16 protein-coding genes and 1 pseudogene are annotated in these 24,288 nt (G+C 47.0%); 12 read left to right on the top strand and 5 right to left on the bottom strand.

Going from position 1 to position 24,288, the window contains the following annotated elements; genetic code table 11:
- The first annotated feature begins 123 nt into the window (after positions 1 to 123).
- The 11 genes and pseudogenes from thrS to CX664_RS00895 all read left to right on the top strand — a co-directional run bounded on the left by thrS (position 124) and on the right by CX664_RS00895 (position 15,714).
- Positions 124 to 2,046 carry a threonine--tRNA ligase gene (gene thrS / locus CX664_RS00945; RefSeq protein ID WP_101744901.1) on the top strand — a complete coding sequence of 641 codons (1,923 nt, stop codon included), beginning with the start codon at positions 124 to 126 and terminating at the stop codon, positions 2,044 to 2,046.
- A 123-nt stretch (positions 2,047 to 2,169) separates the two neighbouring features.
- Positions 2,170 to 2,712, top strand: coding sequence for a translation initiation factor IF-3 (infC, locus tag CX664_RS00940; RefSeq protein ID WP_101744900.1), 543 nt, complete (start codon positions 2,170 to 2,172; stop codon positions 2,710 to 2,712).
- A 164-nt stretch (positions 2,713 to 2,876) separates the two neighbouring features.
- Positions 2,877 to 3,068 carry a 50S ribosomal protein L35 gene (rpmI, locus tag CX664_RS00935; protein WP_066018013.1) on the top strand — a complete coding sequence of 64 codons (192 nt, stop codon included), beginning with the start codon at positions 2,877 to 2,879 and terminating at the stop codon, positions 3,066 to 3,068.
- Positions 3,069 to 3,103: 35 nt separating this feature from the next.
- Positions 3,104 to 3,460, top strand: coding sequence for a 50S ribosomal protein L20 (rplT, locus tag CX664_RS00930; RefSeq protein ID WP_066018014.1), 357 nt, complete (start codon positions 3,104 to 3,106; stop codon positions 3,458 to 3,460).
- A gap of 239 nt (positions 3,461 to 3,699) precedes the next feature.
- Complete coding sequence (locus tag CX664_RS00920; RefSeq protein ID WP_101744898.1) at positions 3,700 to 4,476, top strand: ferredoxin--NADP reductase; 777 nt, start codon at positions 3,700 to 3,702, stop codon at positions 4,474 to 4,476.
- A 248-nt stretch (positions 4,477 to 4,724) separates the two neighbouring features.
- Entirely contained in the window at positions 4,725 to 7,187 is a 2,463-nt protein-coding gene (locus CX664_RS00915) for a hypothetical protein (RefSeq protein ID WP_101744897.1), read from the top strand.
- Between the two features lie 828 nt (positions 7,188 to 8,015).
- A complete protein-coding gene (locus CX664_RS00910) occupies positions 8,016 to 9,311 on the top strand; it encodes a hypothetical protein (protein ID WP_180966341.1) in 1,296 nt (431 codons plus the stop codon).
- A 637-nt stretch (positions 9,312 to 9,948) separates the two neighbouring features.
- The gene (locus tag CX664_RS00905) at positions 9,949 to 11,517 is read left to right on the top strand and encodes a hypothetical protein (protein WP_145999740.1); all 1,569 of its coding nucleotides are present in this window, start codon (positions 9,949 to 9,951) and stop codon (positions 11,515 to 11,517) included.
- Between the two features lie 96 nt (positions 11,518 to 11,613).
- On the top strand, positions 11,614 to 12,039 hold the full coding sequence (locus CX664_RS26915; RefSeq protein ID WP_206679382.1) for an aldehyde dehydrogenase family protein: 426 nt from the start codon (positions 11,614 to 11,616) through the stop codon (positions 12,037 to 12,039).
- Positions 11,954 to 12,295 (top strand): annotated as a pseudogene (locus tag CX664_RS26910) (aldehyde dehydrogenase family protein); the annotation flags it as partial. The gene CX664_RS26915 and the pseudogene CX664_RS26910, both read left to right, overlap by 86 nt.
- An 80-nt stretch (positions 12,296 to 12,375) precedes the next feature.
- Entirely contained in the window at positions 12,376 to 15,714 is a 3,339-nt protein-coding gene (locus tag CX664_RS00895; RefSeq protein ID WP_101744894.1) for a hypothetical protein, read from the top strand.
- Positions 15,715 to 15,733: 19 nt separating this feature from the next.
- On the opposite strand, the gene CX664_RS00890 is transcribed toward CX664_RS00895, so the two are convergent.
- The 5 genes from CX664_RS00890 to sodB all read right to left on the bottom strand — a co-directional run bounded on the left by CX664_RS00890 (position 15,734) and on the right by sodB (position 23,021).
- Positions 15,734 to 17,026 (bottom strand): ankyrin repeat domain-containing protein, encoded by a 1,293-nt coding sequence (locus CX664_RS00890; RefSeq protein ID WP_101744893.1) that lies wholly within the window; start codon positions 17,024 to 17,026, stop codon positions 15,734 to 15,736.
- 86 nt (positions 17,027 to 17,112) lie between these two features.
- On the bottom strand, positions 17,113 to 19,326 hold the full coding sequence (locus tag CX664_RS00885) for an ankyrin repeat domain-containing protein (protein ID WP_101744892.1): 2,214 nt from the start codon (positions 19,324 to 19,326) through the stop codon (positions 17,113 to 17,115).
- Positions 19,327 to 19,464: 138 nt separating this feature from the next.
- Positions 19,465 to 21,261 (bottom strand): ankyrin repeat domain-containing protein, encoded by a 1,797-nt coding sequence (locus CX664_RS00880; RefSeq protein ID WP_101744891.1) that lies wholly within the window; start codon positions 21,259 to 21,261, stop codon positions 19,465 to 19,467.
- Between the two features lie 289 nt (positions 21,262 to 21,550).
- Positions 21,551 to 21,904, bottom strand: a complete 354-nt coding sequence (locus CX664_RS25470; RefSeq protein WP_145999739.1) for a hypothetical protein — start codon at positions 21,902 to 21,904, stop codon at positions 21,551 to 21,553.
- A gap of 535 nt (positions 21,905 to 22,439) precedes the next feature.
- Entirely contained in the window at positions 22,440 to 23,021 is a 582-nt protein-coding gene (sodB, locus tag CX664_RS00870; RefSeq protein ID WP_101744889.1) for a superoxide dismutase [Fe], read from the bottom strand.
- Positions 23,022 to 23,318: 297 nt separating this feature from the next.
- On the opposite strand from sodB, the gene CX664_RS00865 reads away from it, so the two are divergent.
- On the top strand, positions 23,319 to 24,125 hold the full coding sequence (locus tag CX664_RS00865; RefSeq protein ID WP_101744888.1) for a hypothetical protein: 807 nt from the start codon (positions 23,319 to 23,321) through the stop codon (positions 24,123 to 24,125).
- Positions 24,126 to 24,288 lie beyond the last annotated feature (163 nt).

Raw genomic sequence — 24,288 nt, 5'->3', positions numbered from 1 at the left:
CTGGTATGGATTGCCACTGGTTTTTGGCTCTCAGCCCTGCGTATGGGTTGGCACGAGCAATAGAACAAGCAGCCTCCGGTACCGGTTGCCACTGTATAGTGATTACAATGTAAGGACTCCTTCATGCCTGTTATTACGCTTCCCGATGGCAGCAAACGTGAGTTTGCTGATGCAGTATCCGTAATGGAAGTCGCCCAGGACATCGGTCCGGGGCTGGCCAAGGCGACCCTCGCCGGCCGCGTCAATGGTGAACTGGTGGATGCCAGCGCCAAAATTGCCGAAGATTCTGATTTATCCATCATTACCACCCGTGACCAAGAGGGTGTGGATGTTATTCGTCACTCTACCGCGCACCTGCTGGCGATGGCGGTGCAGGACCTGTTTCCCGGTGCCCAGGTGACCATTGGGCCAGTGATTGAAAACGGCTTCTACTACGACTTCTCCTACGAGCGCGCTTTCAATATGGACGATTTGTCCAAAATTGAAAAACGCATGGAAGAGCTGGCCAAACAGGATCTCGCTATCGAGCGTGTGGTGATGAGCCGTGAAGAAGCCGTCAGCGCCTTTAAAGCCATGGGCGAAGAGTACAAGGTTGAGATTATCAACGACCTGCCCGCCAGCGAAGAGATCTCTGTCTACCGCCAGGGTGAGTGGATGGACCTCTGTCGTGGTCCACACGTGCCTTCCACCGGTAAGTTGAAAGCGTTCAAACTGATGCGGGTCGCCGGTGCCTACTGGCGCGGTGATTCCAATAATGAAATGCTGACCCGCGTCTACGGTACTGCCTGGGAAGACAAGAAAGCCCTGAAGGCCTACCTGCACCGTCTGGAAGAAGCGGAAAAACGCGACCACCGCAAACTGGCCAAGAAGCTCGACCTGTTCCACATGCAGGAAGAAGCGCCGGGAATGGTGTTCTGGCACCCTAACGGCTGGGTGATCTACCAGGAACTGGAACAGTACATGCGCAACAAACAGCGCCTGGCCGGTTATGAAGAGATCAAGACCCCTCAGCTGGTGGACCGCAGCCTGTGGGAGAAGTCCGGTCACTGGGATAAATACGCCGATGGCATGTTTACCACCAGCTCTGAAAACAAGGACATGGCCATTAAGCCCATGAACTGTCCCTGTCACGTGCAGGTCTTTAACCAGGGCCTGAAGAGCTACCGTGACCTGCCGTTGCGACTGGCAGAATTTGGTTCCTGCCACCGTAACGAACCCTCCGGTTCCCTGCACGGCCTGATGCGTGTGCGTGGCTTTGTCCAGGACGATGCCCATATTTTTGCCACGGAAGACCAGATTCAGTCAGAAGTCTGTGAGTTCATCGACTTCCTGCACAGCGTTTACGACGACTTCGGTTTTGCCCGTGAAAACCTGATTTACAAGCTGTCTACCCGCCCTGAAAAGCGCGTAGGTTCCGACGAAATCTGGGATAAAGCCGAAAAAGCCCTGGCTGAAGCCCTGGATGCCCAGCAGCTGCCATGGGACGAACTGCCCGGTGAAGGTGCTTTCTACGGACCGAAGATCGAATTTTCCCTGAAAGACTGTATTGGCCGGGTGTGGCAATGTGGCACTATTCAGGTGGATTTCTCCATGCCGGGGCGACTGGGTGCGGAATATGTGGACGAACACGGAGAGCGCAAAACGCCGGTTATGCTGCACCGCGCAACCCTGGGATCCTTCGAGCGCTTTATCGGTATTCTGATCGAGCATTATGAAGGTGCCATGCCGGTTTGGTTGGCTCCCATGCAGGCTGCTATCCTCAATATCACTGATCGTCAGGCCGATTACGCCAGAAAATTGGAAAAAAACCTCTCTGAACAGGGTATCAGGGCAAAAGCGGACTTGAGAAACGAGAAAATCGGCTTTAAAATCCGCGAGCATACCTTAATGAAGGTTCCTTATCTGCTGGTGATCGGTGATAAGGAAATGGAAGATAATACCGTGGCGGTCCGTACCCGCACTGGTGAAGATCTGGGCGTAATGTCCATCGAAGCGTTCCGGGAACGCTTGCAGGCAGATGTCCTCAAGCGTGGTCGCACTGGCTGAGTGGTTATGCCGCTTTCCGATGCACTTCGAGAAAACTGTTCCGGGTTGCCTGATGGTCTGGCAACTCTTTAGTCCAAGAGGCTTCGCGGGACTTACTATGCTGCTTACACAGGAGATACAACCATCAGACGCAACAGCTTCCGTGATCGTCGCCCAGTAAAGGCTCCGATTAATGAAAATATCCGTGCAAAAGAGGTCCGCCTCATTGGGGCCGACGGAGAACAGGTCGGTGTAGTTGATATACAAGATGCGTTAAGCATGGCTGTGGAAGCGGGGCTGGATCTGGTTGAGATCAATGCGACCAGTGAGCCGCCGGTCTGTAAGATCCTGGATTATGGTAAGCACCAGTACGAATCGAAAAAGCAGAAGGCTGCGGCCAAGAAAAAGCAGACTTTGATCCAGGTGAAAGAAATCAAGTTTCGCCCGGGTACCGAAGAAGGGGATTATCAGGTAAAACTGCGCAACCTGATACGTTTCCTTACCGAGGGCAACAAGGCGAAGGTCTCCCTTCGTTTTCGTGGTCGTGAGATGGCTCACCAGGAGCTGGGCATGGAACTGATGAAACGGGTTGAAAAAGACCTGGAAGAAATCGGAACCGTTGAACAGCATCCGAAAATGGAAGGCCGTCAACTGATCATGGTGATTGCCCCTAAAAAGAAGAAGTAATTAAAAAAACGGCGTTTGGGTTTGGTGTCCGTTGAGGGTATCGGGTCTGGCCGTTTTTTTTAGTGCTTCGTGCCGGTTGATGGCTTCGGCTTTTGGCGGCAGTATTTTTAATTGTCCCGACGCTGGTTTCGCAGATCAGTGGTCGCGAATGCGGAGTGTTTTTCATGCCAAAGATGAAAACCAACAGTGGAGCCGCGAAGCGTTTCAAGAAAACCGCTTCCGGTTACAAGCGTAAAGGTGCCTTCAAGAGTCACATCCTGACCAAGATGACCACCAAGCGTAAGCGTCAGCTGCGTGGTACCTCACTGGTATCTCCGGCCGATCAGGGTCTCGTTAAGCGTATGCTGCGCGACTAATCGCTTTTTTGATCATTTTACAGGAGAGATAACTCATGGCACGTGTTAAGCGTGGCGTCATTGCGCGCCGTCGTCACAAGAAAGTTCTGAAGCAGGCTAAAGGTTATTACGGTGCACGTTCACGTGTATTCCGCGTAGCCAAGCAGGCAGTTACCAAAGCTGGTCAGTATGCTTACCGCGACCGTCGTCAGCGTAAGCGTCAGTTCCGCGCTCTGTGGATTGCCCGTATCAATGCCGGTGCTCGCATGAATGGCCTGTCCTACAGCCGTTTCATCGCTGGTATGAAGAAAGCGGCTATCGAAATCGACCGTAAGGTTCTGGCTGATCTGGCCGTTCACGACAAGGCGATTTTTGGCCAGCTGGTGGAAAAGGCGAAAGCTGCTCTGGCTTAAGTTTTTATACCGGTTTGTATGAGGGAGATCTGCTTTTGCGGTTCTCCTTTTTTTTTGTTTGTTATTCATTCAGACTCATTTCCTGTTGGCAGAGAATGAGGCCAGCATTTTTTCCCGAATTTTGCTAAAGTTACCTCTGGTTTTTAAGGTCGCTGATAAAAAGGACCTTGCTCCACCGTCGGATATGGATTCCGAAGTCATCTTTGGTAAGGACGCAAACAACGAAAAAGAAGCAAAGTATGTCAGCATTTAATCAAGAAACCGTGTTAACCGTGAAGCATTGGAATGATACTTTGTTCAGCTTCACCACCACCCGTGACTCATCGCTCAAATTTCATAATGGTCATTTTGTCATGCTGGGCCTTGAAGTGGATGGGAAGCCGTTGATGCGGGCATACAGTATCGCCAGTGCTAACTATGAGGAGCACCTGGAGTTCCTCAGTATCAAGGTGCCTGATGGGCCTCTGACTTCCAGACTTCAGCATTTACAGCCGGGGGATTCCGTGCTGGTCAGTCGCAAGCCGGTGGGTACCCTGGTGGTGGGTGATTTGAAGCCGGCCCAGAATCTGTTCCTGTTTGCCACCGGTACAGGTCTTGCGCCGTTTATGAGCATTATCAAAGATCCTGAAACCTATGAGCGGTTTGAGAAGGTCATACTTGTTCATGGCGTTCGTTACGTCAGTGAACTGGCTTATCATGACTACCTGCTGGATGAATTGCCCCACCATGAATACCTGGGAGAAGAGATTCGTCAGAAGCTGGTCTACTACCCCACCGTTACCCGCGAGCTTTTCAGAAATACCGGTCGACTGACAGATCTGATTACCAGTGGTCGGTTGTGCAATGACCTGGACCTGCCACCACTGAACCCACAAACCGATAAAGCCATGATTTGTGGCAGTCAGGCCATGCTCAATGATACCTGTGATATTCTCGATAACCTTGGCTTTACTGCATCGGCGCATACCGGAGATGTGGCTGATTATGTGATTGAAAGGGCTTTCGTTGAGAAATAATTATCTGATAGTACTTTTGTCTGTTTAAAAATCCGAGTGAGTCTGAAAGTGCCTGTCCTTGATGGTTAAAATAGTGGTTATCCAGACGGCTATTTTAAAAACCAGAGGGTGGGCATAAATCACACTGCCGCCCCTATCCGCTTTTTCCTGCCAATAAATTTCACATTACTTACAACAAGCTGTTATATCTATAGAGCTTAATTACAGAACTACACTATGGGGGTCAAACTTGAACAAAGAACTGTAATATGGATTCCCAAATTTCACCTGAATGCACTTACGCTGCCTCCGGTTCACATGAACCCCTGCTACCTGAACAAAAGTCTGACGATAAAACGACCACTGCATTCTATCCGAAGCGGGCATTGAAGCGGAGTAATGAGGAATGTTGTGTAAGAAAAACAAGCAGCCTGCTCAATCTAAAAGAGATAAAAGAGACTCTTCATGCAAGACTTTGCCAGCGCTCAACCAGTAACCAAATGGTATGTGGGGTACGAATACCGTCATCACGACCTCAGCAGAAAGATATATCCCCCCTTCCTGTAGATATATCTATTGAACAAGTAAGGCTTAATGATCAGCCGGGAACAACAGGAAAATCCCGAATAACCAAAGACAAAAAATCACAGCCTGAAAAGGAACTGGAAATCGGCAGCCTGAAAATAATAAATAGCCTTGAGGCCATCATAAAAGGAGAAGGCGTATGGGAAAAATTTACACATTCATTGATCAGATGCTTCGCTGACCTGGATCAAGGGGAAGAAGATGAAGAGTGGCTTAATTATATGAGTGTAAAAATTCAGGCGATTGATGAAAACCCCCAAAAATACTGGAATTATTGCCCCAGAGCATTGCGCTCCATTATCCAGGAGATAATCTACACAACGTTAAAGACACTTCATCGCTATAAAGGATCAATGCCATACGTAAATCCTGGACATCTGGGTAATCTGAATAATGGGATACAGCAGATGTTAAAGAAATATTACCAAAGGTTTGGTGAAGAATCGTTCTGTCAGATTTTAGATCCTGGCACATACATGAAAAGAACCATGACTCATCCTTCGCAATACAGCGCCATACCTTGGTATCACTATGATGTTATTCCCAAAACCCTGACCAGGCTACTCGCTCCAACCTCAGCAACGTTAGCATACCTTCCTGTGTTATGGGCACTGAAAAACGAAGTAAAGGCGATAGAAACAATCCTTGGCTTTGATGCACAAGTTATGCAGGAAATGGCCGGGAGAAAAGAACAACAACGGCTTCTTAAGTTGTTCACTCATCGTCCGCTGGGCGCGCTCCTCTCGTCAGTCAACTCTATGGAAGGATTTACAAACTTTGGCAATACCTGCTTTGCAGCCGTTTCGATCTGGCAAATTCTGGTTTCACACTATAGTCATTTACTTGCAGCTCCCTTGCATCCACAGGCGGTTGGGGGTACCCGCGATACTGCGCTGGATCACTATATATCCCCGGGTCCTGGAAAAAAAGCAATTCCTCTGAAAAAACTCACTCCTGAAGTATGCCTGACATTGATCAAAAATGCGTCAGACATAAAAGTAAAAAAACAGCTTTTAACTGACGCGCTCAGAAAGTGTCTGGTCTCTATGGAAAACCAGTATTTAAAAAAACAGTACTCGAAAATGCAAAAAACCTATGAGCTGTTGTTAACGTTATGCTCCGCTTGTGCTTCTGATAATACTTTCATGGGCTTTGAAAATTTTCATGAAAATTATGTGGATTATATAACTACCCGACTCCTGCGGCAGGCAGAAAACAAAAAACACGCAGAGAGTTTGTTCTCTCAAGAACTTGATCAGGATAATGAACTACCTGTTTTACCCCTGAACAAATTACCACCCCAGGATTCAGCCGAGTTTTTAGCACCACTATTAGAATTGGTTATCCCCGCAGAGCAGCTGAAAAAGTGTGCATTCAGGGTTTTAACCGAACGGCAGATTATGAGAGATTCCGATATATTAATGATCACTGATGACCCACGGACAACTCCCGTGAACATCTCCGGAGTCTCTCATATAGAAGATATAGTTCAACCTGACACGTTGATTTATTCCGTCTCGGTGTCTCCTGAGCAGGCTGAAAGAGATGATTTATCCATTCAAATGCTGCTGGATGATGCGCTTTCCCTGAAAGGTATACCTGACAATGAGCGCCAGAAAATAACCATCGATTGTAATAATTTCAGGCATGCAATCAATAACCTCCCGGACCCCCTTTCCAGGGCAAAAGAGACGGGCACAGGAGACCTCCTGTGGGATGTTCTGCAAGAGCGGCAGGTACTATTGGTGGAAGATGTTCCGGAGGTGATCACGGTTCAGCTAAAGATGCTCTCCGATCCATGTGACCGGGCAAAATTTGCGGAAAAATTAGCCCATGATGTTACGCAGGATTTTCAGATAACCTGCAGAAAAGCCAGCCCTGACGCCTCTCTTCCGCCAGAAGACGTTATCCAAAGGTACAGGATTGTGGCCAAAGTGTTTTATGTTGAGGACAGAGATGTAAGAACACGTCACTACCGGTGTTTGATAAATGGCAGGGACCGATTACCAGAGAATGATGAACAACCGGTGATTGATCAAGTTGTTATGGATGATCAAAGGGTATTCATCGCACCGCAAAATCAGGAAGACTTATATCAGCTCGGTATTCTCTGTATGTTTACCGCTGAAAAAATCCTGAGTAGTTAACCAAATGAAATCGTATTTTCTGACTAAGAACCGGGATAACAACAAAGTCCCTGTTGATACCCACTAATCCGTCACGAACGTTTATACCAGCTGAACAACTGGTACTTACATTCATATAACAATGTCGCAGAACTGGATAAACATAAAGAGCGAAAGGTTTTTAAAACTGGTGGAACAAAGTCGTACAAGCTTTCTGACAGGTCAAAAAAAAACACATAATCTAATTTTCAACTATTCTTGAGCGTCATTAAGAACAATGATTAAGTATTTTAATCAGGCTGAGTTCCGGATGATGAATGGACTGGAAATAAATGGAACTTTATTGCTTACCTCACTGTTCTTAATGTAGACGACAGTATCAATCCGGAATAGCTTGTCAACAACATTAAAATCTGACTGCTTGTATTGAGGATGTAGATTATGTCAGTTTCATATCACTCGATATGTCAAGCCGATAAACACTATTGTACAGTTTGTCTGAGCACTGTTATACCTTACAGAATGCGTGGTGAACCAAAAAACATTCACTCATGGCAAGAAAAAGATGTGTTTATCATAGCTAAATGCAAACACCTGATGCATATGGATTGTTTTCAGAATTGGCAAGAGCATTGCCAGGATCTGTCAAAACGAGACCCGAGCCTTCCGTTAGTAACTTGTTGTCCTACCTGTAAAACGGAAGTTAAGAAGGAACCGGAGAACAGGATGGTCTATAGTACTCTTTGTTTGGACCACTGTGATAGAGCCGAAACTCAGGATCCAAAACCTTCGTTTCTGGAAACACCTGTGCAAATCCCCCCCCAGAGTTTGGATACCGTGAAGCCTTCTATGGACAAGGCGTTAAGTGCAAACAACTTTTCTGCAATGTGGCAACTGAAAAGCCGTTACGGGATCACACTCAGTGCAGCTCAATTAAAAGAGCTTTTGTGGCAATCACTACCACCATCTTTCCATTGGTATGTAACACCCTCTGCCCATAATAAAATTCGAATGGCACTGGATTTAATGACCCATGATGACGCCTCTAAATGGGTTGTTTGTGATTTTCTGAAGGAAGTATTGAAAAGAGACCAGTCGGAGACGGTGGTCAAACTGCTGGTAGCCTCAAAAATGCTTAGTGAAAACGCACTAAAAGAGACTCTTAATTACTTTATTTCAAAAGGCAGGTTTGATGATGCAGAAGACATTAAAGAGCAATATGATGTCTCTATTAATAGTGCGAAATTGAAGGGAGAACTGGTTAAAGCTTATGAATCAGGAAAAAGTACCTGGGATCTGAAACACATCTTGAGCCTGTACGACAAAGATAACATGCCTTGCATAGTGACCCTGCGTGACATTTTAAAAACCGTTGCAATGCAGCCGCAGGATTACTCCCCGGAGCTTCTTGGTCAGAATCATAGCAATTTTTTTGACAATTATATGGGGTTTATCAACACGCTGCTGAGCCATGGTGTCAGGGAGCAGATGGCTGTTGATGTCGCGATGACAAAAGCCGTCAGTACTCTTTCTCACAAAGGCTTAAAATGGGCTTACGAATTGAAGACCAACTACCAGGCAAAGATGGATCCTGCGAAGCTCAGAGTGGCGATGGATAGGGCAGTAGATCTAGACAAACTTTTCCTGCTTGAACTGATAACCCCACTGTTCGCCAATGGTAAAGACGCCGAGGTGGCGATTATCGGGTCTCTGGAAAGTCTGGCAAGCAAACCCGATCAGTATTTTGGTGGGTATCGTGATGCAAAAAAAACCTTGAAAGAACAACTGGAAAGGATCGGTTGTTGGAGTTCGAAGGCTGTCAATACACTCATTAAAAGAGCTGTTGAGAACAATGATTTTTCCTGGGCTAATGAGCTGAACAGAAAATATAATGCATGTCTGGACCCTGAGACACTTAAAAATCATATTCTGAAAGAGGCCAATTATGTAAAAAGAAGAGGACACACCCAACCTGATTATCTTGCCGATTTGTTCGCCCCCTTACAATTAATCGAACGTGATAATCCTGGTTTGCCCAATGCCATTCAAACGGCTGTTGACCAAATATGTAGAATGGAGAATTTTCCCTTGCAGCAATGTATCATCGATAAGCTGATAGAATTCTCGGACAGCCTCCCGGGTTAAATTTTGATATGTAATGGTTTAAAAATGGCAGGAATCATGAGCTGTTCCTGCCATACTTAGGAGTTGTCTGGAAATAACTTCCACATTTCCAATTTGCTTGGTGAGGAGAAAACCTTGCCACGGAGACACGGAGGCACAGAGGAAAAGATTTTTTCTTTTCTCCGTGACTCCGTGTCTCCGTGGCAAAAAGAGGAAATTATTCCGAGGCAAATCCTTAAGTCCCATGTACTAGAAAACTAATATTTATTTTGAGGGAAGTACCATCTTTACAGTCTACCTTTTAGGCTCGTGAATACATTGTCTGATAACTTTTCAACTGAGAAGCTGTGTGCTTTCATAATTGTGCAGTATGTGTGCACTGTTCAACTTCAGGGATAAGGCTTATGAAAAACAAAACCAAACGTTTGAAAAAGCTAAATCCAACGTCGGAGATAAACCCCAACCATCCTGTAGAATACTGGCTTCTAAACTGAGAATGTAGATTATGTCAGTTTCATACCTCTCGATATGTCATGCCAGAAAACACGAGTGCTCAGTATGTCTGAACTCCATTACTGATTACCAGCATGCTGATGAAGTACCCAGTCACTCCTGGCGAAATAAATATGTATTTATATTATCGGGATGTAAGCACCTGATGCACGGGGAATGCTCTGACAACTGGGATAGTCATTGCCGGGATCTGTCTGATCGAGATCCGAGCCTGCCGTCCGTTCCTACTTGTCCTGCCTGTAAAACGATAATATCTGAGGGTAATCGGGCGAAAAACGGGCTGGATCGTGATTTTCCTCTGGATAGTGAAAAAGCCGAAACCAAGGACCCAAAACCATCATTCCTGGAAACACCTGTGAATACTGCCCCCCTGACCCTGGATGCCGTGAGGGTGCTTATGGACGAGGCGGTAAGAAGAAATAACTTTCCCGCAATGTGGCAACTGAAAAGCCGATATGGAATCACACTCAGTGCCGCTCAATTTAAGGACGTTTTATGGCAGGCACTGCCACAATCTTTCCATGTGTATGTAATACCCTCTGCTGAAAATAAAATTCGGATGGCGCTGGATTTAATGACCCATGATGATGCCTCTGAAAGGATTGTTTCTGATTTTTTGCAGGAAGTATTGAAGGCAAAAGGCTATCCGGAGGATGTGGTCAACCGACTGGCTGAATCAAAAATGCTCAATGAAAACGCGCAGAAAGAGGCTTTTGACTTCTTTGTTTCAATAGGCAGGTTCGATTATGCAAAAGCCATGAAAGAGCAATATGGCATCTCTCTTAATAGTACGCAATTGAAGGAACAACTCTTTAAATCTTATGAGGCCCCAAAAAAAAGCTATCAGTTGCAACGTATCTTGAATTTATACGATAAAGATAACAAGTCTTGTACGGTGATCCTGCGTGAAGTTTTAAAAACCGTTGCGATGCAACCGCAGGATCACTCTTCGAAGCTTTTTGATCGGAACTATGGCAATCTTTTTGACAATTATATGATATTTATCAACACGCTGCTGAGTCACGGTGTCTGGGATCAAACTGCCGTCGATGCTGCAATGACGAAAGCTGTCAGTACCCTTGGTTCTCAAGGTTTAGAGTGGGCAGGCCAGTTGAAGACCAACTACCAGGCATCGATAGATTTTGGGAAACTCGAAGTGGCGATGAATAAGGCAGTAGATGAACGTCAGTTTTTTCTGCTTGAACTGATCTTCCCTTTGTTTGCCAGTGATGACACCGACACGGCGAATAACAGGGTGTTGGAAAAGCTGGCAAGCAAGCTTGATCCGCGTTATTACTACATTTATCTTATGGCCAAAAACGCCTGTAAACAACGGCTGGCAAGCAGCGGTTGTACGAGCCAAAAGGCTGTTGATACACTCCTGAAAAAAGCTCTTGAGAACAAAGATATTCCCTGGGCAAGTGAGCTGAACAGCAAATATAATGCTTATCTGGACATTAGGATGTTTAACTATCACATTTTGGATCAGGTTTATGTTATAAAAAGATGTAAACACACCGATCCTTATTTTCTTGATGATTTGATCGCCTGCTTACGCTTTATCAAAACCGATAATCCAGATTTGCCCGGTACCATTGAAGGGATGGTTGAACGCATACGCAAGATGGAGAAATTTCCGTTGCAGCAAAATGTTGTCGATATGCTGAGCAGCTTTTTAGAAGACATTCAAACTCCATTGATGGTAAACAATTAAAACAAGGTATTTGTCACTGCTTCAGAGGCACGTTTGGTTTACTATTGAAGGGATCAAGAACTATTCCTGCCATAATAAGTAGAGAGGTACTGGCGAATGGATAACATCAAAAATAAATCATTGCTCAGTATTCTGTGTGAACCCGGAGAGCTCACTCTGGCCATCGATAATCCTGCTGATGGCTCGGTGGTGGGCTATATCCCTTTGCAGTCTGAAACAGAGATTGACGAATGTATCAGGAAGTCCCGCCTGGCTCAGAAACTCTGGCAAAAACGACCCGCAAAAGAGCGCTCACATTTTTTGTACCGATGGTATGAACTGGCCAGACAGGCGGGTATGCCAGAAGATGTATTGCAGGTTGTTGTGCATCATTCACCGGAAAAGGTCGGTGATATCTTTACCCATCATCCAATGATCAGAAAGTTATCATTTACCGGTTCTGACCGATGTTCAGCATTCCATGAGCTTTCTCCGGGAAGAGCTGTTTGGCCCTGTTGCCCCAATAGTGCGATTCAGCACTGATGAACAGCTGATACATCAGGCCAATGATACGATTTATGGTCTGGCAGCCTATTTTTACAGTCGGGACATTACTCGTATCTGGCAGGTGGCCGAGGCTTTGGAATATGGCATGGTGGGCATTAATGAAGGCATTATTTCCTCAGAGCTGGCACCTTTTGGTGGAGTTAAACAGTCTGGGTTTGGTCGGGAAGGTGGACAGGAAGGTCTGGAAGAGTACCTGGAAACCAAGTACCTTTGTTTTGGGGGGATTAATTAATATCCGGGTTAAGAAATGAAACTAAACCATAACTTTTTTGTCAGTACTTTATTTAAAACGATAAAGTACGGATCCGCCCTATGAATGGAATTGAATCTCCATTGCCCCCTTTTTATCCTCCTCCCGGGTTTAATCTGGAAAACGTCAAAAATGGTGGTTTTTTTTCCTGGGCATTCTGGAACACTCTCTATGCCATTGCTACCCCGGTCAAGACAACGTTCTATGTGGGCTCATTAGCATGGAATAAATTATCGAAAAAGCCTGTTTCCAGTCGTAACGTCAAGCCAGAGAGATTAGATCTTCAGATAAATCCAGGTCCGGCCAGGCAGGACCAAATCCAGACAAGGCAGGTTAGAGACGTATCTAATAGGAAACTGCGCTCTCAACAACCATGGCAAAAAAAGAAAATCGAGCAAGCTGGTCTTGATCACCAGCTTGAGCCTCCTTTGAAAAAACGTCGTATCCACACAGCTGACCATGACCAGCAAAACCGCCTGACGATCATTCAAAATGCCGTGGCCAGGCTGGATGCGCCTTTAAGGTCCAATTTTAAGAAAAAGATGGATCGGCTTCAAAAGGAGCTGTCACGCGTTGAAAATTCTGAATCCTCGCGGGCGGTCTTGCAAGAAGTTGTCAGAAGCCTGATTCATGATTGTGTCTATCCTGGCAATCTATCGGTGTTGCAAGTACTGGCTGATGAGGGTGTGGGTGTGGTGAAAGAGCTCGGGTTCTATAAATTCGACCCAAGGGTTCCTCCATTGTTACTGAGGCAGGTGCTGGACAACAGTGACGATGAGGCTGTGATGGCGTTTCTGGACATAAATGCCGTAAGAATGATTTACATGGCTGATTCTACCAGTACGCAAACGGTGGAAAAATATTTAACTCACGCTGAGATCAAGGAGGCCGTTCACAGTTTTAACAACAACCCGGAATTCTATAATAGCTATTTTCCATTAAGCAACAATCCCAATCTGCTATTTTCCCAATGTGCTGCACACTATCTGATAACCGGACTTTTTGCGGTGTTGGGTAACACATTGAGCGACTCCCGGACTGAACAGGATATCAGTCAATCCATCATAACGGATCTCAACTCAGAACGTTTTATAGCAAATCTTTATCAACTCGAGGTTAACGCTTCACGATATCAACAGCTGATCAAAGAAGAATTGCAGCACATGGACGCCGCACAGCGAGAACGATTATTTTTGTGCGCCTTTATTCTGGGCCAGAAGCAGATGTTCGGTCTGCTGAAGGAGACGTTGGTAGACTCCTGGCAGGCCATTCTCAATCAAAGATTTAATCAGGGAGCAAACATACTGCACGTTCTGGCTACAGCACTGCCTGACTATTGTGAAGGAGTACACTTTACCTTTCTCAACCGTTATGGGGTCGCCTATGATGACCTGTTCCAGTTGCTGCCCGCCAGAGATCTGGCGAATATGAAGGACGACAGTGGTGCTACTCCCTTGATGCGATTGTATCATCAACACCCGTATCAGGTATCTGACTTACCACTGATCTCACCTGACCAGAACCTTGTCAGAAGTCGGCGCAGTAGCCTGCTAAAGCTAACCTCCGGGGAGAGCCTTATCGACTGCATACAAAGCCTGATTGCATTTGGTCACCCATTGAGTGTTACCTGGTTCAGTGAGTATCTGTACCTATTTAAGCACCTCTACTACCAACGACCATCCTTGACATTCACTCCGACTGCCTTTCCCAGTGCTTCGCCTTTGCCCGAGAGATGCGAGGAGGCAAATTTCCACCACACTCTGGAATCAACGAACCATTTTTTTCAACGTGTTATCAGCTTTTTGGCAAGTAACACCGATATTTTTTGGAATTTCCAAGCAGGGCTGGAATTAACAAGGCTTGTACAGCGCTCAGAGCTACCGATTGAATATCTTGCGCAAGTGATCAGAGTTATGGTGCCGGACATGCAGTATTTTCTGCTTGCGTATCTGACCAAAACACGGGCCGACAGGAAGTCAATGTTTATTAAACGGGGCAGTGCAGATACACCTGATGAGTCTTACTATCCCTGGCATCTCATTGGTCTTGCACTCGGGGCTGACAGTATCCCAGCGCCCAGGGCTTGCAGCGCCGCCTTTTTGTGTGTGGTTGAAAAATTTGCCGCCAGACATACGGAAAAAAACATTCCCAGGCTTCCTGAACCCTGGGAAAAACCGTTCTTTGCCAATAGCCACATAACGGTTTACGGGCGCAGCCTAGCTTTTCCCTGTGCAGCAACGCCAAACGGTTATCGGCGTTATAAGTTCCTGAAACAGTTGCCCGGTGGCAGAGAGCCCTGGGGAGATTTTATTCGAGAGCAACCACACCTTGAATTTTTTCGCCGGCATAAAGCGGAACTGGGACTGGAAAGTGCACTGCTTAAACCCATGGGAATCTTTCGCCTGACCGATGCCCTGAGTAAGTTGCAGCGGGCCGGTGTTCCTGAGTCAACCCTGGCAATGATTGCGTTTGAACCCGACAACTCCGCTTTTCTCCAGGTATTTGATGACGAAGAAAACAGCGCGCTCTATCACCATTATCCCTACGAGACTGAAGGTGTTGATGGTCTCGGTGTTGAGGCATCACTCGCTGGGCTCGGACTGTTTGCCAGAGATGCTGGCCGCCTGTGGCGGGAAAACTTGCAGGCACCGGATGCATTATCCATGTTTCATGACACGGTTGAAGGCAGAGCCTGGTCACCGACCCCTTTTTTTAGCAAGCAGCGCTGTCCCGGCAACATGGGCCAGTGGCGTCAGGATTATCCAAATATCGCACCAGCCCCCGTAGGAATGAGAGACTGGGCTGATATACGTTCCTTTAATGAACACACCATCGACCTTTTCGTTACCAGGTGTCACGTTGATGTAACCAGTGCCGAGAGTCAGCAACTGCTCAGAATCTCTGAACTCGGGAAAACTTTTTACGGGCTGGCGATCAACTGGCTGAGAGTTCGCCACGACACTGGCCAACTGGATTACACCAATTCAGAGCAGATGAATCAGTTGGCCGGGGAGTTGGTTGCAATTGCCGCAGACTTATTCGGCACCGCTTTTGGCATGCAACCGGAAGCAATGAAGGAGATAATTCACCAGAAACTACCGGCAGAAACACTGAGGAGGGCAGCACTTGAGTGTGGTTACTGGTGTGACCCTGACGTCCGCTATGTGCAGGATATCAGGAAAAAGCGCTTCCCCAGGTCAGTTTACCCCGATTATACGCATAAAGACTTTATCAAGATGAACCTGACGCCGATTCCCAAAAACCTTACCCGTAAGGGTATATGGCGTTCATCAAGAGCGAAATCGCCAAACCTCGGTGCGAACAGTGCGCCCCTCCCTCTGGTTCATCTGGATTCTTTATTCTGGTTTGCCATACTGACAGGTTGGCGACATCACACATAATCTTTAACCTTGGAGTTGGTCATGTTTTACTTTGCCCTAATAAACTAATCACTGTTCCATAACCATAAACAGCTTTTTCAATGTTGGCACCCTTGGCAATCAGCTTCTCGATAAACGAAAAGTATGTAGAATCGGTTTTTGGTAGCATGGCAATATGGCATAAAGCGGTCATGCCCAGTGAATCCTGAGCATTAACGTCGAGTTGAGGACAATTTAATAAAGATTCAACGACGGGTTTGTAGGGGTTGCAATAATCAACGGATTCATTCTCATCAAGATATTTACTGTAGCAATCAATGGCTATTTGAAGGGGTGTTTTTTTTTCCAGGCCAAGCGCATTGACATCTTGCTTTTTTATTAAAAAATCGATAATCCATTGGCTTCTATGTTTAATGGCATAGATCAGTGGTGTTTCTCCACTAATACGCAGTTCATTGATGTTGAAGTCTTCACGATTCATCAATGCTTCCAGTATTGCTAGTTCATTGTATTTGATAAGTGTCTTTAACAGGGTTTCTTTCAGGCTAATGCATTTGAGTGTTTCTAATCTTAATTGTATCTTTTGCCGAAGCTGGTATCGATCTGCAACTCCTGGGATTTCATTTTTACTTTCATTTAGCTGGGCAATTAATGTAATTAACCGGTAAACAGACATACCAAAAACCTCATTTTTTAGAAGTGAGAGTTTCGGTGTATTATTTAAGTTCCACACATCATATATCACCATGGCAAGTCGTGGTCCTTTGCTTAAGATGCATGAGTAGAGTTCACAGTGTCTGATACTTTTGTCGGGGTGAAAATATTTCGATAATGTGTTCAATATTCGGATTGAGTTGTAAACATCCAAGTCATGATCCATTTTTAATAAACCGGTTAGCACAAATTTGAATGCTATTTTTTCATTATGAGTTATATCACTTCTAACATTGTGCTTGGCAATAATGGATTCCATGAATTTCCCGATATCTGATAATGTTTTGAAGGGGCCTGTATCCCAGAGGGCCATTTGTATATCTATTGAATAAACTTTGTTGATGTTTTTACAGAACTCCAGGGCATGGCTATTTAGTTTCTCAAAAAAGTAATCGGTTTGAGCCAGAATTGGCAATACATGGATCAGTTCAATATTTCTTAAATTAATGGGAATGCTGTGATTATTTTCACTGAAGCGGGCAGGGCTCTGCTGGTAAATTTTCAGCATTTCATGTTTTAAATTAGGTGGCAGTAAGTTTCCGGTGCTTTCCTGAAAAACAACATTATGATCTGTGGCAAACAGGTAATTGGTAATACGATTGCTTTGCGGGATATTCATGACTGCTCCCTTATCGTGGAGTCTGTGTTTATGGAACTGAAAAAGGACGCTAAGTGTTCAATAACGGAGTTCCACTATTTCATTGCTCACTGTAGCGGGCAGGGCGATGGATTATCCACTGCCCCACTTTCAGCAAGGCGTTTTGCGCAATCGGTGTAGCCGTAATTGGTAGCCAGGCCGAGGGCCGTCGAGCCTGCGTTAGTTTGCTCATTGATCTGTATACCTGAAGCAGCCAGTAACATCTTGACGATCTCTGTGTTGCCATTGTTGGCAGCCTGATGCAGAGCAGTCCAGCCTTTGTTTGTCTTCACATTGACTTCGATGCCGTCAGCATCCAGTAACAACTTGATAATCTCCGTGTCACCTCTATGGACAGCTAAGTGGAGAGCTGCCCAGCCATCGTTTTTCTTCTCATTGACCTTGATGCCGTCAGCTGCCAGTAACATCTTGACGATTTCTACACTGGCGAATCCAACAGCCAGGTGGAGAGCCGTCCAGCCTTTGTTATTCTTCTCATTGATCCCGCTGCTGTCAGCAGCCAGTAACACCTTGACAGTTTCTGCACTGGCGTATCTGATAGCCTGGTGCAGAGGCGTCCAGCCATCGTTAGTCTTCTCATTGACCTTGATGCCGTCAGCTTCCAGTAACCTCCTGACGACTTCTGTTTCGTCGTCGTAGACCGCTAAATGGAGAGCCGTCCAGCCTTCGTCATCCTTCTCATTGATCTTGATGCCGCCAGCAGCCAGTAACATCTTGGCGTTCTCTGCATTGCCGTATGCGGCAGCTACGTGGAGAGCCGTCCAGTTTCCGTCATCCTTCTCATTGACATTGATGCCGTCAGCTTCCAGTAACGCCTTGATGGTTTCTGGACTGGCGAATTTGGCGGCAAAATGGAGAGCCGCCCAGCCAATGCAATTCTGCAGATTGACTTTGATGCCGTCAGCGGCCAGTAATGCCTTGACGGTTTTTGTGTGGCCACTCCAGGCAGCAAAGTGGAGAGCCGTTTCGCCGGAAGTATTCTCAATATTGACCTGGATCCCGGAAATGCCCAGTAATGCCTTGACGGTCTCTGTGTGGCCACAGCAGGCAGCGATGCGAAGAGCCGTATGGTCATGGTAATCAGTGGCATTGACATCCACTCCCCTGGTTTCAATCAGCTTTTTAAGGCCTTTGGTATAGCCCCTGGCAGCGGCGCAATGCAGTGGTTTTATGTCTGCTTCATCGTTGGTATTGATGTAACTAAAGATGATCCGGCTAATGAAACTTTTCATAGGATTGTCTTTGTTATCAGTGCTCCGTACGGTAGTGATATCCGCTCCTTTACTCACCAGAACGCGCCGTACCTCAATATTTTTCGTCAGGATTGCAATATACAAGGCTCCGTAAAGATCTTTCGCGCCCTTGCTAATCAATAGTTCAAGGCACTGCGTTTTCCCCCATCTGGAGGCTTCGCGCAAGGCGCCGTCAAGGTCGTTTGCTCCCATGTTGATCAAGGTGGTAAGGCACTGGGTTTTTCCTTGCTCGGCGGCTTCGCGCAGGGCACCGTTTAGGTCGTTTGCTCCCATGTTGATCAGGGGTTCAAGGCACTGCGTCTGTCCCTGCCCGGCGGCTTCATTCAGGGCGTTGTTAAGGGCACGTTGGCCGGGTTGGGTGCTGTTCAGGTAATCAAGGAGTTCGGCATTGCCCTTCTGGACAGCTGCGTGCAGTACGTTATCGATATTCACTCCAGCCCCGGTCAGCAGCATTTGCAAGTCAATGGTGTGGCGCTGCCGGATGGTGTTATTTTGCAGAGGTGTCTCACCATCGTGACCAACGGCATTGACATTAGGATGACAGTCGACCAGGACCCGGACGCAATCTGTATGGCCGTAATTGATGGCGACAGCTATCGGGTGTTCAGGATGACCGGTGAGCGCCGAACGGTAAGTCCGGTTAGCCAAAGTCCCATCTTCGGCCAGCAATATTTTCAGCGTTTCCAGATTCCCGGTACGACAGGCATTAAGCATCGGGGATTCACAATAGGGCGATTCATCGTCAAGGACTCTGCTACCGTCCAGACGAGTTAATGGCAGTACCGGTTGCATGCATTTACTGCATTGGCGTTCATCAAGCCTTTTTACCTTTTGCTGATCACTGTCCAGCCATTTGCTGATGCATTCCAGGTGGAAAACGTGAGACGCCGGGCAAGAGGCTCTGACCAGTGAATGTCCGCCATGTTGTCCTCTGATATGTCTGTCGTCGCCTATACAGTTAGAGCAATTAAAGGAAAAATCTGTGGTGTTGCCGCTGACGCTGTGCATGGTTGAAGCTTTCTGTGCAATAAGGGATGTGGTTAGGACAAAAATCGTTAGAGAAAATTCCTTAAAACAGTATTTTGAACGAGGCGTTTTTGATTAGGCTATCTTAGCCGTTTAATTAATAATTCCGAATTTTATCGCTCATAGTAGATGGCAGAACGGTGGATTCATTGCCCCATTTTCAATAAGGAGTTCCTTACTGGCGGTGTGACCAAACCTTGTAGCCAGGCTCAGAGCCGTATCGCCATTTTTATCCATCTCATTGACCAGGATGTCGAAAGCGACCAGTAACGCTTCAACGGACTCTGGACAGCCGTATCTGGCAGCGAGGTGGAGAGCCGTCCAGCCATTGGTATTTGTTGCATTGACGTGGATACCCGGAGCCTGCAGTATCGCTTTGACGGACTCTGGATGATTGTATCTGGCAGCGAGGTGGAGAGCCGTCCAGCCATCGAGATCTTTCTCATTAATCTGGATACCGTCAGCTGCCAGTAACGCCATGACGGTCTCTGAGTGGCCATTCCAGGCAGCCATGTGGAGAGCCGTCCAGCCATCGTGGTCCTTCTTATTAACATTGATGCCTTTAGCAGCCAGTAACGCCTTGACAGTCTCTGTGTGGCCTCTGCGGGCCGCTAAATGGAGAGCCGTCCAGCCATCTTTATTCCGGGCATTGGTCTTGATGCTGTTAGCGGCCAGCAAGGCGTTGACGATCTCTGTGTTGCCATTGCGGGCAGCGAGGTGGAGAGCCGTATAGCCCAGGCTATCAGTGCTATTGATATTTACTCCCCCGGTTTCAAGCAGCTTTTCCACGCATTTGCAATGCCCGTTGGCAACGGTGATATGCAGCGGCGTTTGACCTTCTGCATCGGTGTCATTGATGTGTGTCGGGTCGTTCAGGAGGTTGAAAAATTCCCAGGAACCTTGTCTGGCAGCAGTGTGCAGTACGGTAGCAATATTTGCTCCTTGTTGGGTCAGAACAACCTGGCCCGCGATGTTTTCCGTCAGAACAGCAATGTACAGTGCACCGTTAAGGTCGTTTGCTCCCTCTGTGATCAGAATATCAAGGCACTGTGTATGCCCCCGCTCGGCGGCAGCGTAAAGGGCACCGTTAAGGTCGTTCGCTCCCGCTATGATCAGGATGTAAAGGCACAGCGCCTGCCCCCGTTCGGCAGCATCGCGCAGGGCGGTATTAAGGGCTGGTTGACTGGGTTGGGTGCTGATCAGGTATCGAAGGAGTCGAACATTGCCCTCCCGGACAGCGGTGCGAAGTACGTTATTGATATTCGCCCCGGCCCTGATCAACATGTCGACGACCTCGGCGCGGCCCTTCCGGATGGCGATGCGCAGGGGCGTCTCACCATTGTGACCAGCGGCATTGACATCGGCACCGGCCCTGATCAACATGTCGACGACCTCGGCGCGGCCCCTCCGGATGGCGACATGCAGGGGCGTCTCACCATTGTGACCAGCGGCATTGACATCGGCACCGTAGTCGATCAAAGCCCGGGCACAATGAGAATGGCCGTAATTGATGGTGACAACTAACAGGTGTTCAGAATGACCGGTGAGCACCGAACGGTAAGTCCGGTTTGCCAGGGTCTCGTCTTCGCGCAGCAACATCTTCAATGTTGCCAGATCTCCGGTACGGCAGACATTAAACATCAGTGACTCACAATAAGCTGATTCGTTGTCAATAACGTTGCTCCTGTCCAAAAGAAGCAATGGCAGTGCCCGTTCCGTGCATTGACTGCATTGGCGTTCATCAAGTCTTTTTATCTTCTGCTGATCACTTTCAAGCCATTCGGTGATGCATTTCAGGTGGAAAACGTGGGATGCCGGGCAAGAGGTTTTGACCAGCGAATTCCCGCCAGGCGGGCCTCCAATATGGCCGTCCTCGAAACAAATAGGACAACTAAATGCAAAACCTGCCGCGTTCATCACTTCGCCTGCTTTAAGACTCAATTGTGGGTAGGACAAAAATCAGCAGAGAAAATTCCATTAAACAAAACCTGGAACAAGATTATTGTTGTTCAAATCCCTAAGTAAGGAACAAGCCTGACCACTTTGCACCAGGCAAAGAAGGTTGTTCACCAGAATTCAATGGATGGCAACCACAAACATCTGGCAGCCATTAAAAGCCCTGATTCATAAAGGCGTCCGAGAATAGACTGCCCTACACGGTAATTGCTCCTATCCAAAAGTGAGTGGAATTGCGCCCCGGTTTTGTTCAATGCTTCGGTTGGTTAGTAACAGGAATACTGTTTGATCTTTTGCTGACAGGCTCTTCTGATCCAAGGATTATAATTTTAAGATCTTTACAATGTTTATCGTTATAATCGTTTTGGCAGAGCGTATTAATGGCTGCGCCAGCAAGGCATCCAGCACCGCTATAAACGACTACAGAATGCCCCAGGAAACAACCCGCAGCACAGCCCAGTAAAAATCCCGTGTCGCTGTAATCAGTATTTCTTATCGACCAGGGTTTACTGGATTCTGTTTGTGTGGAATTTGTCGTCTGCATATTACTTATCCCAATACTCTTGCGAACCGTAAAAATAGATGAAACATTCACTAAATCCATTTTGCAGGTCTTCAGATTCATTGAGGTTAGTACAGAGTTTGCTCTGCGCCAGCTTGCTATCTATTTCTATCCAAACCTGCAAAGCAAAGGTTGCTCTGCTCTTAATGCTTAGGCTATGGATGGAAATACAGGCTCCTTGCAGCATTCTCAGATTGGCCAGATTCCCGGTACGGAGGCATTGAAAATCAGGGTTTCACAATTAAGGTGATTCGTCGTCAAGGGCCAAGAGGAAGATTGCCGGGAACAGAGTGTTTCTGGTTACCGTGTAATGAAGGCGCTTCAGTGATGAAAAGTCCGGGGATATAGTCTGAGCCAGTGCAACGACCTTGCTTTTCCCAAGAGGATATTTTCTTTACGATCTGGAATTAAGGAAAGTTGCTATTATCTCTTTTAAGTATTCTAGATACCGCCTGATAAGCGTTCTTATCAGGCGGTATAGACCCCTGTCTCGGAAATATTTCCTAACTCAACAGGTTTATTTGCCAATTGGTCAGGTGTGTTTCCCAACTTAATTGGGTATCTGACAGTTGACTGATCAAGCCGCAAAGTTAGCCGCAACAAATTCCCAGTTCACCAGGGCCCAGAAGCCTTTCAGGTAGTCTGGACGCACGTTACGGTAGTCAATGTAGTAAGCGTGCTCCCACAGGTCGCAGGTCAGCAGAGGCTTCTGGTCGCCAGTGATTGGTGTACCGGCGTTGCTGGTGTTGACGATTTCCAGGGAACCGTCGGTGTTTTTTACCAGCCAGGTCCAGGAGGAACCAAAGTTGTTAACGGCCATGTCAGAGAATTTGGCAACAAACTCATCATAAGAGCCAAAGGCTTTGTCAATAGCTGCTGCCAGTTCACCGGAAGGCTTGTCGCCACCATTGGGGCTCAGGCAGTTCCAGTAGAAGGTGTGGTTCCATACCTGGGCAGCGTTGTTGAAGATGCCGCCTTCAGACGTCTTGATGATCTCTTCCAGGCTCTTGTTTTCCAGCTCGGTGCCTTCAACCAGACCGTTCAGTTTGACAACGTAAGTGTGGTGATGTTTGCCGTAATGGTAATCCAGAGTTTCCCTGGAGATATGTGGTTCAAGGGCATTGCGCTCGTAGGGCAGCTCAGGCAGTTGAAAAGCCATTTGTGTTCTCCCGCTGTGGTTGGAATAGTATTGGTTTCGTTCAGAGACCTGATTTTTCGCAAAGCGATAGTAGCATTGTGGCTACTACGAATCCATGTGGAATGTATCTTGAGATTTGCCGCAGAAATTTCAAGTCCAACGCACTCCTTTACGTTGAATAAAAAGGTTGGGGGCAGGATTTCTTTCTTCTACAATGGTCCCTCATTTTTTCAGAACAGTCAGGAGCCGGGAACACCGTTTCGTCCGAGTCTAAAAAATACACAAATTGATCGGTGTTTTTGATGGAAAGCAGTGAGTATGCAAGAGGATAACAAGATTTATCAGTCAAACCAGGACTTATCCATAACCGCTGACCAGCGTCCTTCCAGGCACCGTCCCACAGGCTCCGGGCCAAAAAGTTTCAGTAAATCCGCAGCCAACGGTAAAAGCAGCGGTATGGGCTATCTGGTCTCGGGTGTTCTGTTTGTGCTTCTGGCCGGTGTTTCTGCCGGGGGTTACTGGCAGGTGACTGAGCTGCACAAGGCCCTGAAGGAGACCCGGCAGGAGCTTCAGGCAACCCGGGATCAACTGGGCCTGGTGACCGGGCAGGTTTCTCAAACCGGTGAGTCCATTAACCAGAGTGACTCCATCTTCCGCTCAGAACTTAAAGAAGTGAACTCTGAAATTCGCAAGCTCTGGGATGTTGCTAACAAAAGAAACCGTCAATGGATTAATGAGAATAAAGATAAGATTGACCAGGGGGCAAAGAAAGTCGACTTTGCTGTCAAACAGTTTGATGCGGCTAAAAAGTCCTCCGAGCAGGCGGTCTCAAAGCTGAATGAGCTGGACCAGGTCATTAAGGCGGTGACCACTGAGCAGTTGGTTGCCAATTCGGATATGGTTAGCCGTGTTGAAGCACTGAAAGCTGAAATTGATGGTTTAAAGAGCACTTTATCTGCACAACAGAGTGTCGAGCAGCAAATAAAAGCCTCTGCGCAAACCCAGGATGAACTCAGTAAAAAGCTGGGCGCTTTCCAGAGCCAGGTCTCTCTGCGGCTGCAACAGCTGGAAAATACCCTGCGGGATCTTGGAAATCCGAAAGAGAAGGGGCTGACAGTTCAGTAGCGGTTAAGTAGTTAACCAAATGAAATCATATTTTCTGACTAAGTGAACAGTCACTCTGCGGCGTTACAACTCCGGTCACATAGCTACGGCTATGCTCCCTGCGTTGTGCCTTGCATAGTAACTGTCCACTTAGCCAGAAATATACGATTCCATTTGGCCAACT

The sequence above is a fragment of the Endozoicomonas acroporae genome, assembly GCF_002864045.1.
In the GTDB taxonomy this organism is placed as follows: Bacteria; Pseudomonadota; Gammaproteobacteria; order Pseudomonadales; family Endozoicomonadaceae; genus Endozoicomonas; species Endozoicomonas acroporae.
Note: the sequence above shows the minus strand (reverse complement) of the source record. Positions and strands in the feature narration are given on the sequence as shown.

What these genes read in the sequence shown, in the direction of transcription:
- thrS (WP_101744901.1), top strand. Translation starts at nt 124, where the DNA reads ATGCCTGTTATTACGCTTCCCGATGGCAGCAAACGTGAGTTTGCTGAT.
- rpmI (WP_066018013.1), top strand. Translation starts at nt 2,877, where the DNA reads ATGCCAAAGATGAAAACCAACAGTGGAGCCGCGAAGCGTTTCAAGAAA.
- rplT (WP_066018014.1), top strand. Translation starts at nt 3,104, where the DNA reads ATGGCACGTGTTAAGCGTGGCGTCATTGCGCGCCGTCGTCACAAGAAA.
- CX664_RS00920 (WP_101744898.1), top strand. Translation starts at nt 3,700, where the DNA reads ATGTCAGCATTTAATCAAGAAACCGTGTTAACCGTGAAGCATTGGAAT.
- CX664_RS00915 (WP_101744897.1), top strand. Translation starts at nt 4,725, where the DNA reads ATGGATTCCCAAATTTCACCTGAATGCACTTACGCTGCCTCCGGTTCA.
- CX664_RS00910 (WP_180966341.1), top strand. Translation starts at nt 8,016, where the DNA reads ATGGACAAGGCGTTAAGTGCAAACAACTTTTCTGCAATGTGGCAACTG.
- CX664_RS00905 (WP_145999740.1), top strand. Translation starts at nt 9,949, where the DNA reads ATGCACGGGGAATGCTCTGACAACTGGGATAGTCATTGCCGGGATCTG.
- CX664_RS26915 (WP_206679382.1), top strand. Translation starts at nt 11,614, where the DNA reads ATGGATAACATCAAAAATAAATCATTGCTCAGTATTCTGTGTGAACCC.
- CX664_RS00895 (WP_101744894.1), top strand. Translation starts at nt 12,376, where the DNA reads ATGAATGGAATTGAATCTCCATTGCCCCCTTTTTATCCTCCTCCCGGG.
- CX664_RS00890 (WP_101744893.1), bottom strand. Translation starts at nt 17,026, where the DNA reads ATGAATATCCCGCAAAGCAATCGTATTACCAATTACCTGTTTGCCACA.
- CX664_RS00885 (WP_101744892.1), bottom strand. Translation starts at nt 19,326, where the DNA reads ATGCACAGCGTCAGCGGCAACACCACAGATTTTTCCTTTAATTGCTCT.
- CX664_RS00880 (WP_101744891.1), bottom strand. Translation starts at nt 21,261, where the DNA reads ATGAACGCGGCAGGTTTTGCATTTAGTTGTCCTATTTGTTTCGAGGAC.
- CX664_RS25470 (WP_145999739.1), bottom strand. Translation starts at nt 21,904, where the DNA reads ATGGATTTAGTGAATGTTTCATCTATTTTTACGGTTCGCAAGAGTATT.
- sodB (WP_101744889.1), bottom strand. Translation starts at nt 23,021, where the DNA reads ATGGCTTTTCAACTGCCTGAGCTGCCCTACGAGCGCAATGCCCTTGAA.
- CX664_RS00865 (WP_101744888.1), top strand. Translation starts at nt 23,319, where the DNA reads ATGCAAGAGGATAACAAGATTTATCAGTCAAACCAGGACTTATCCATA.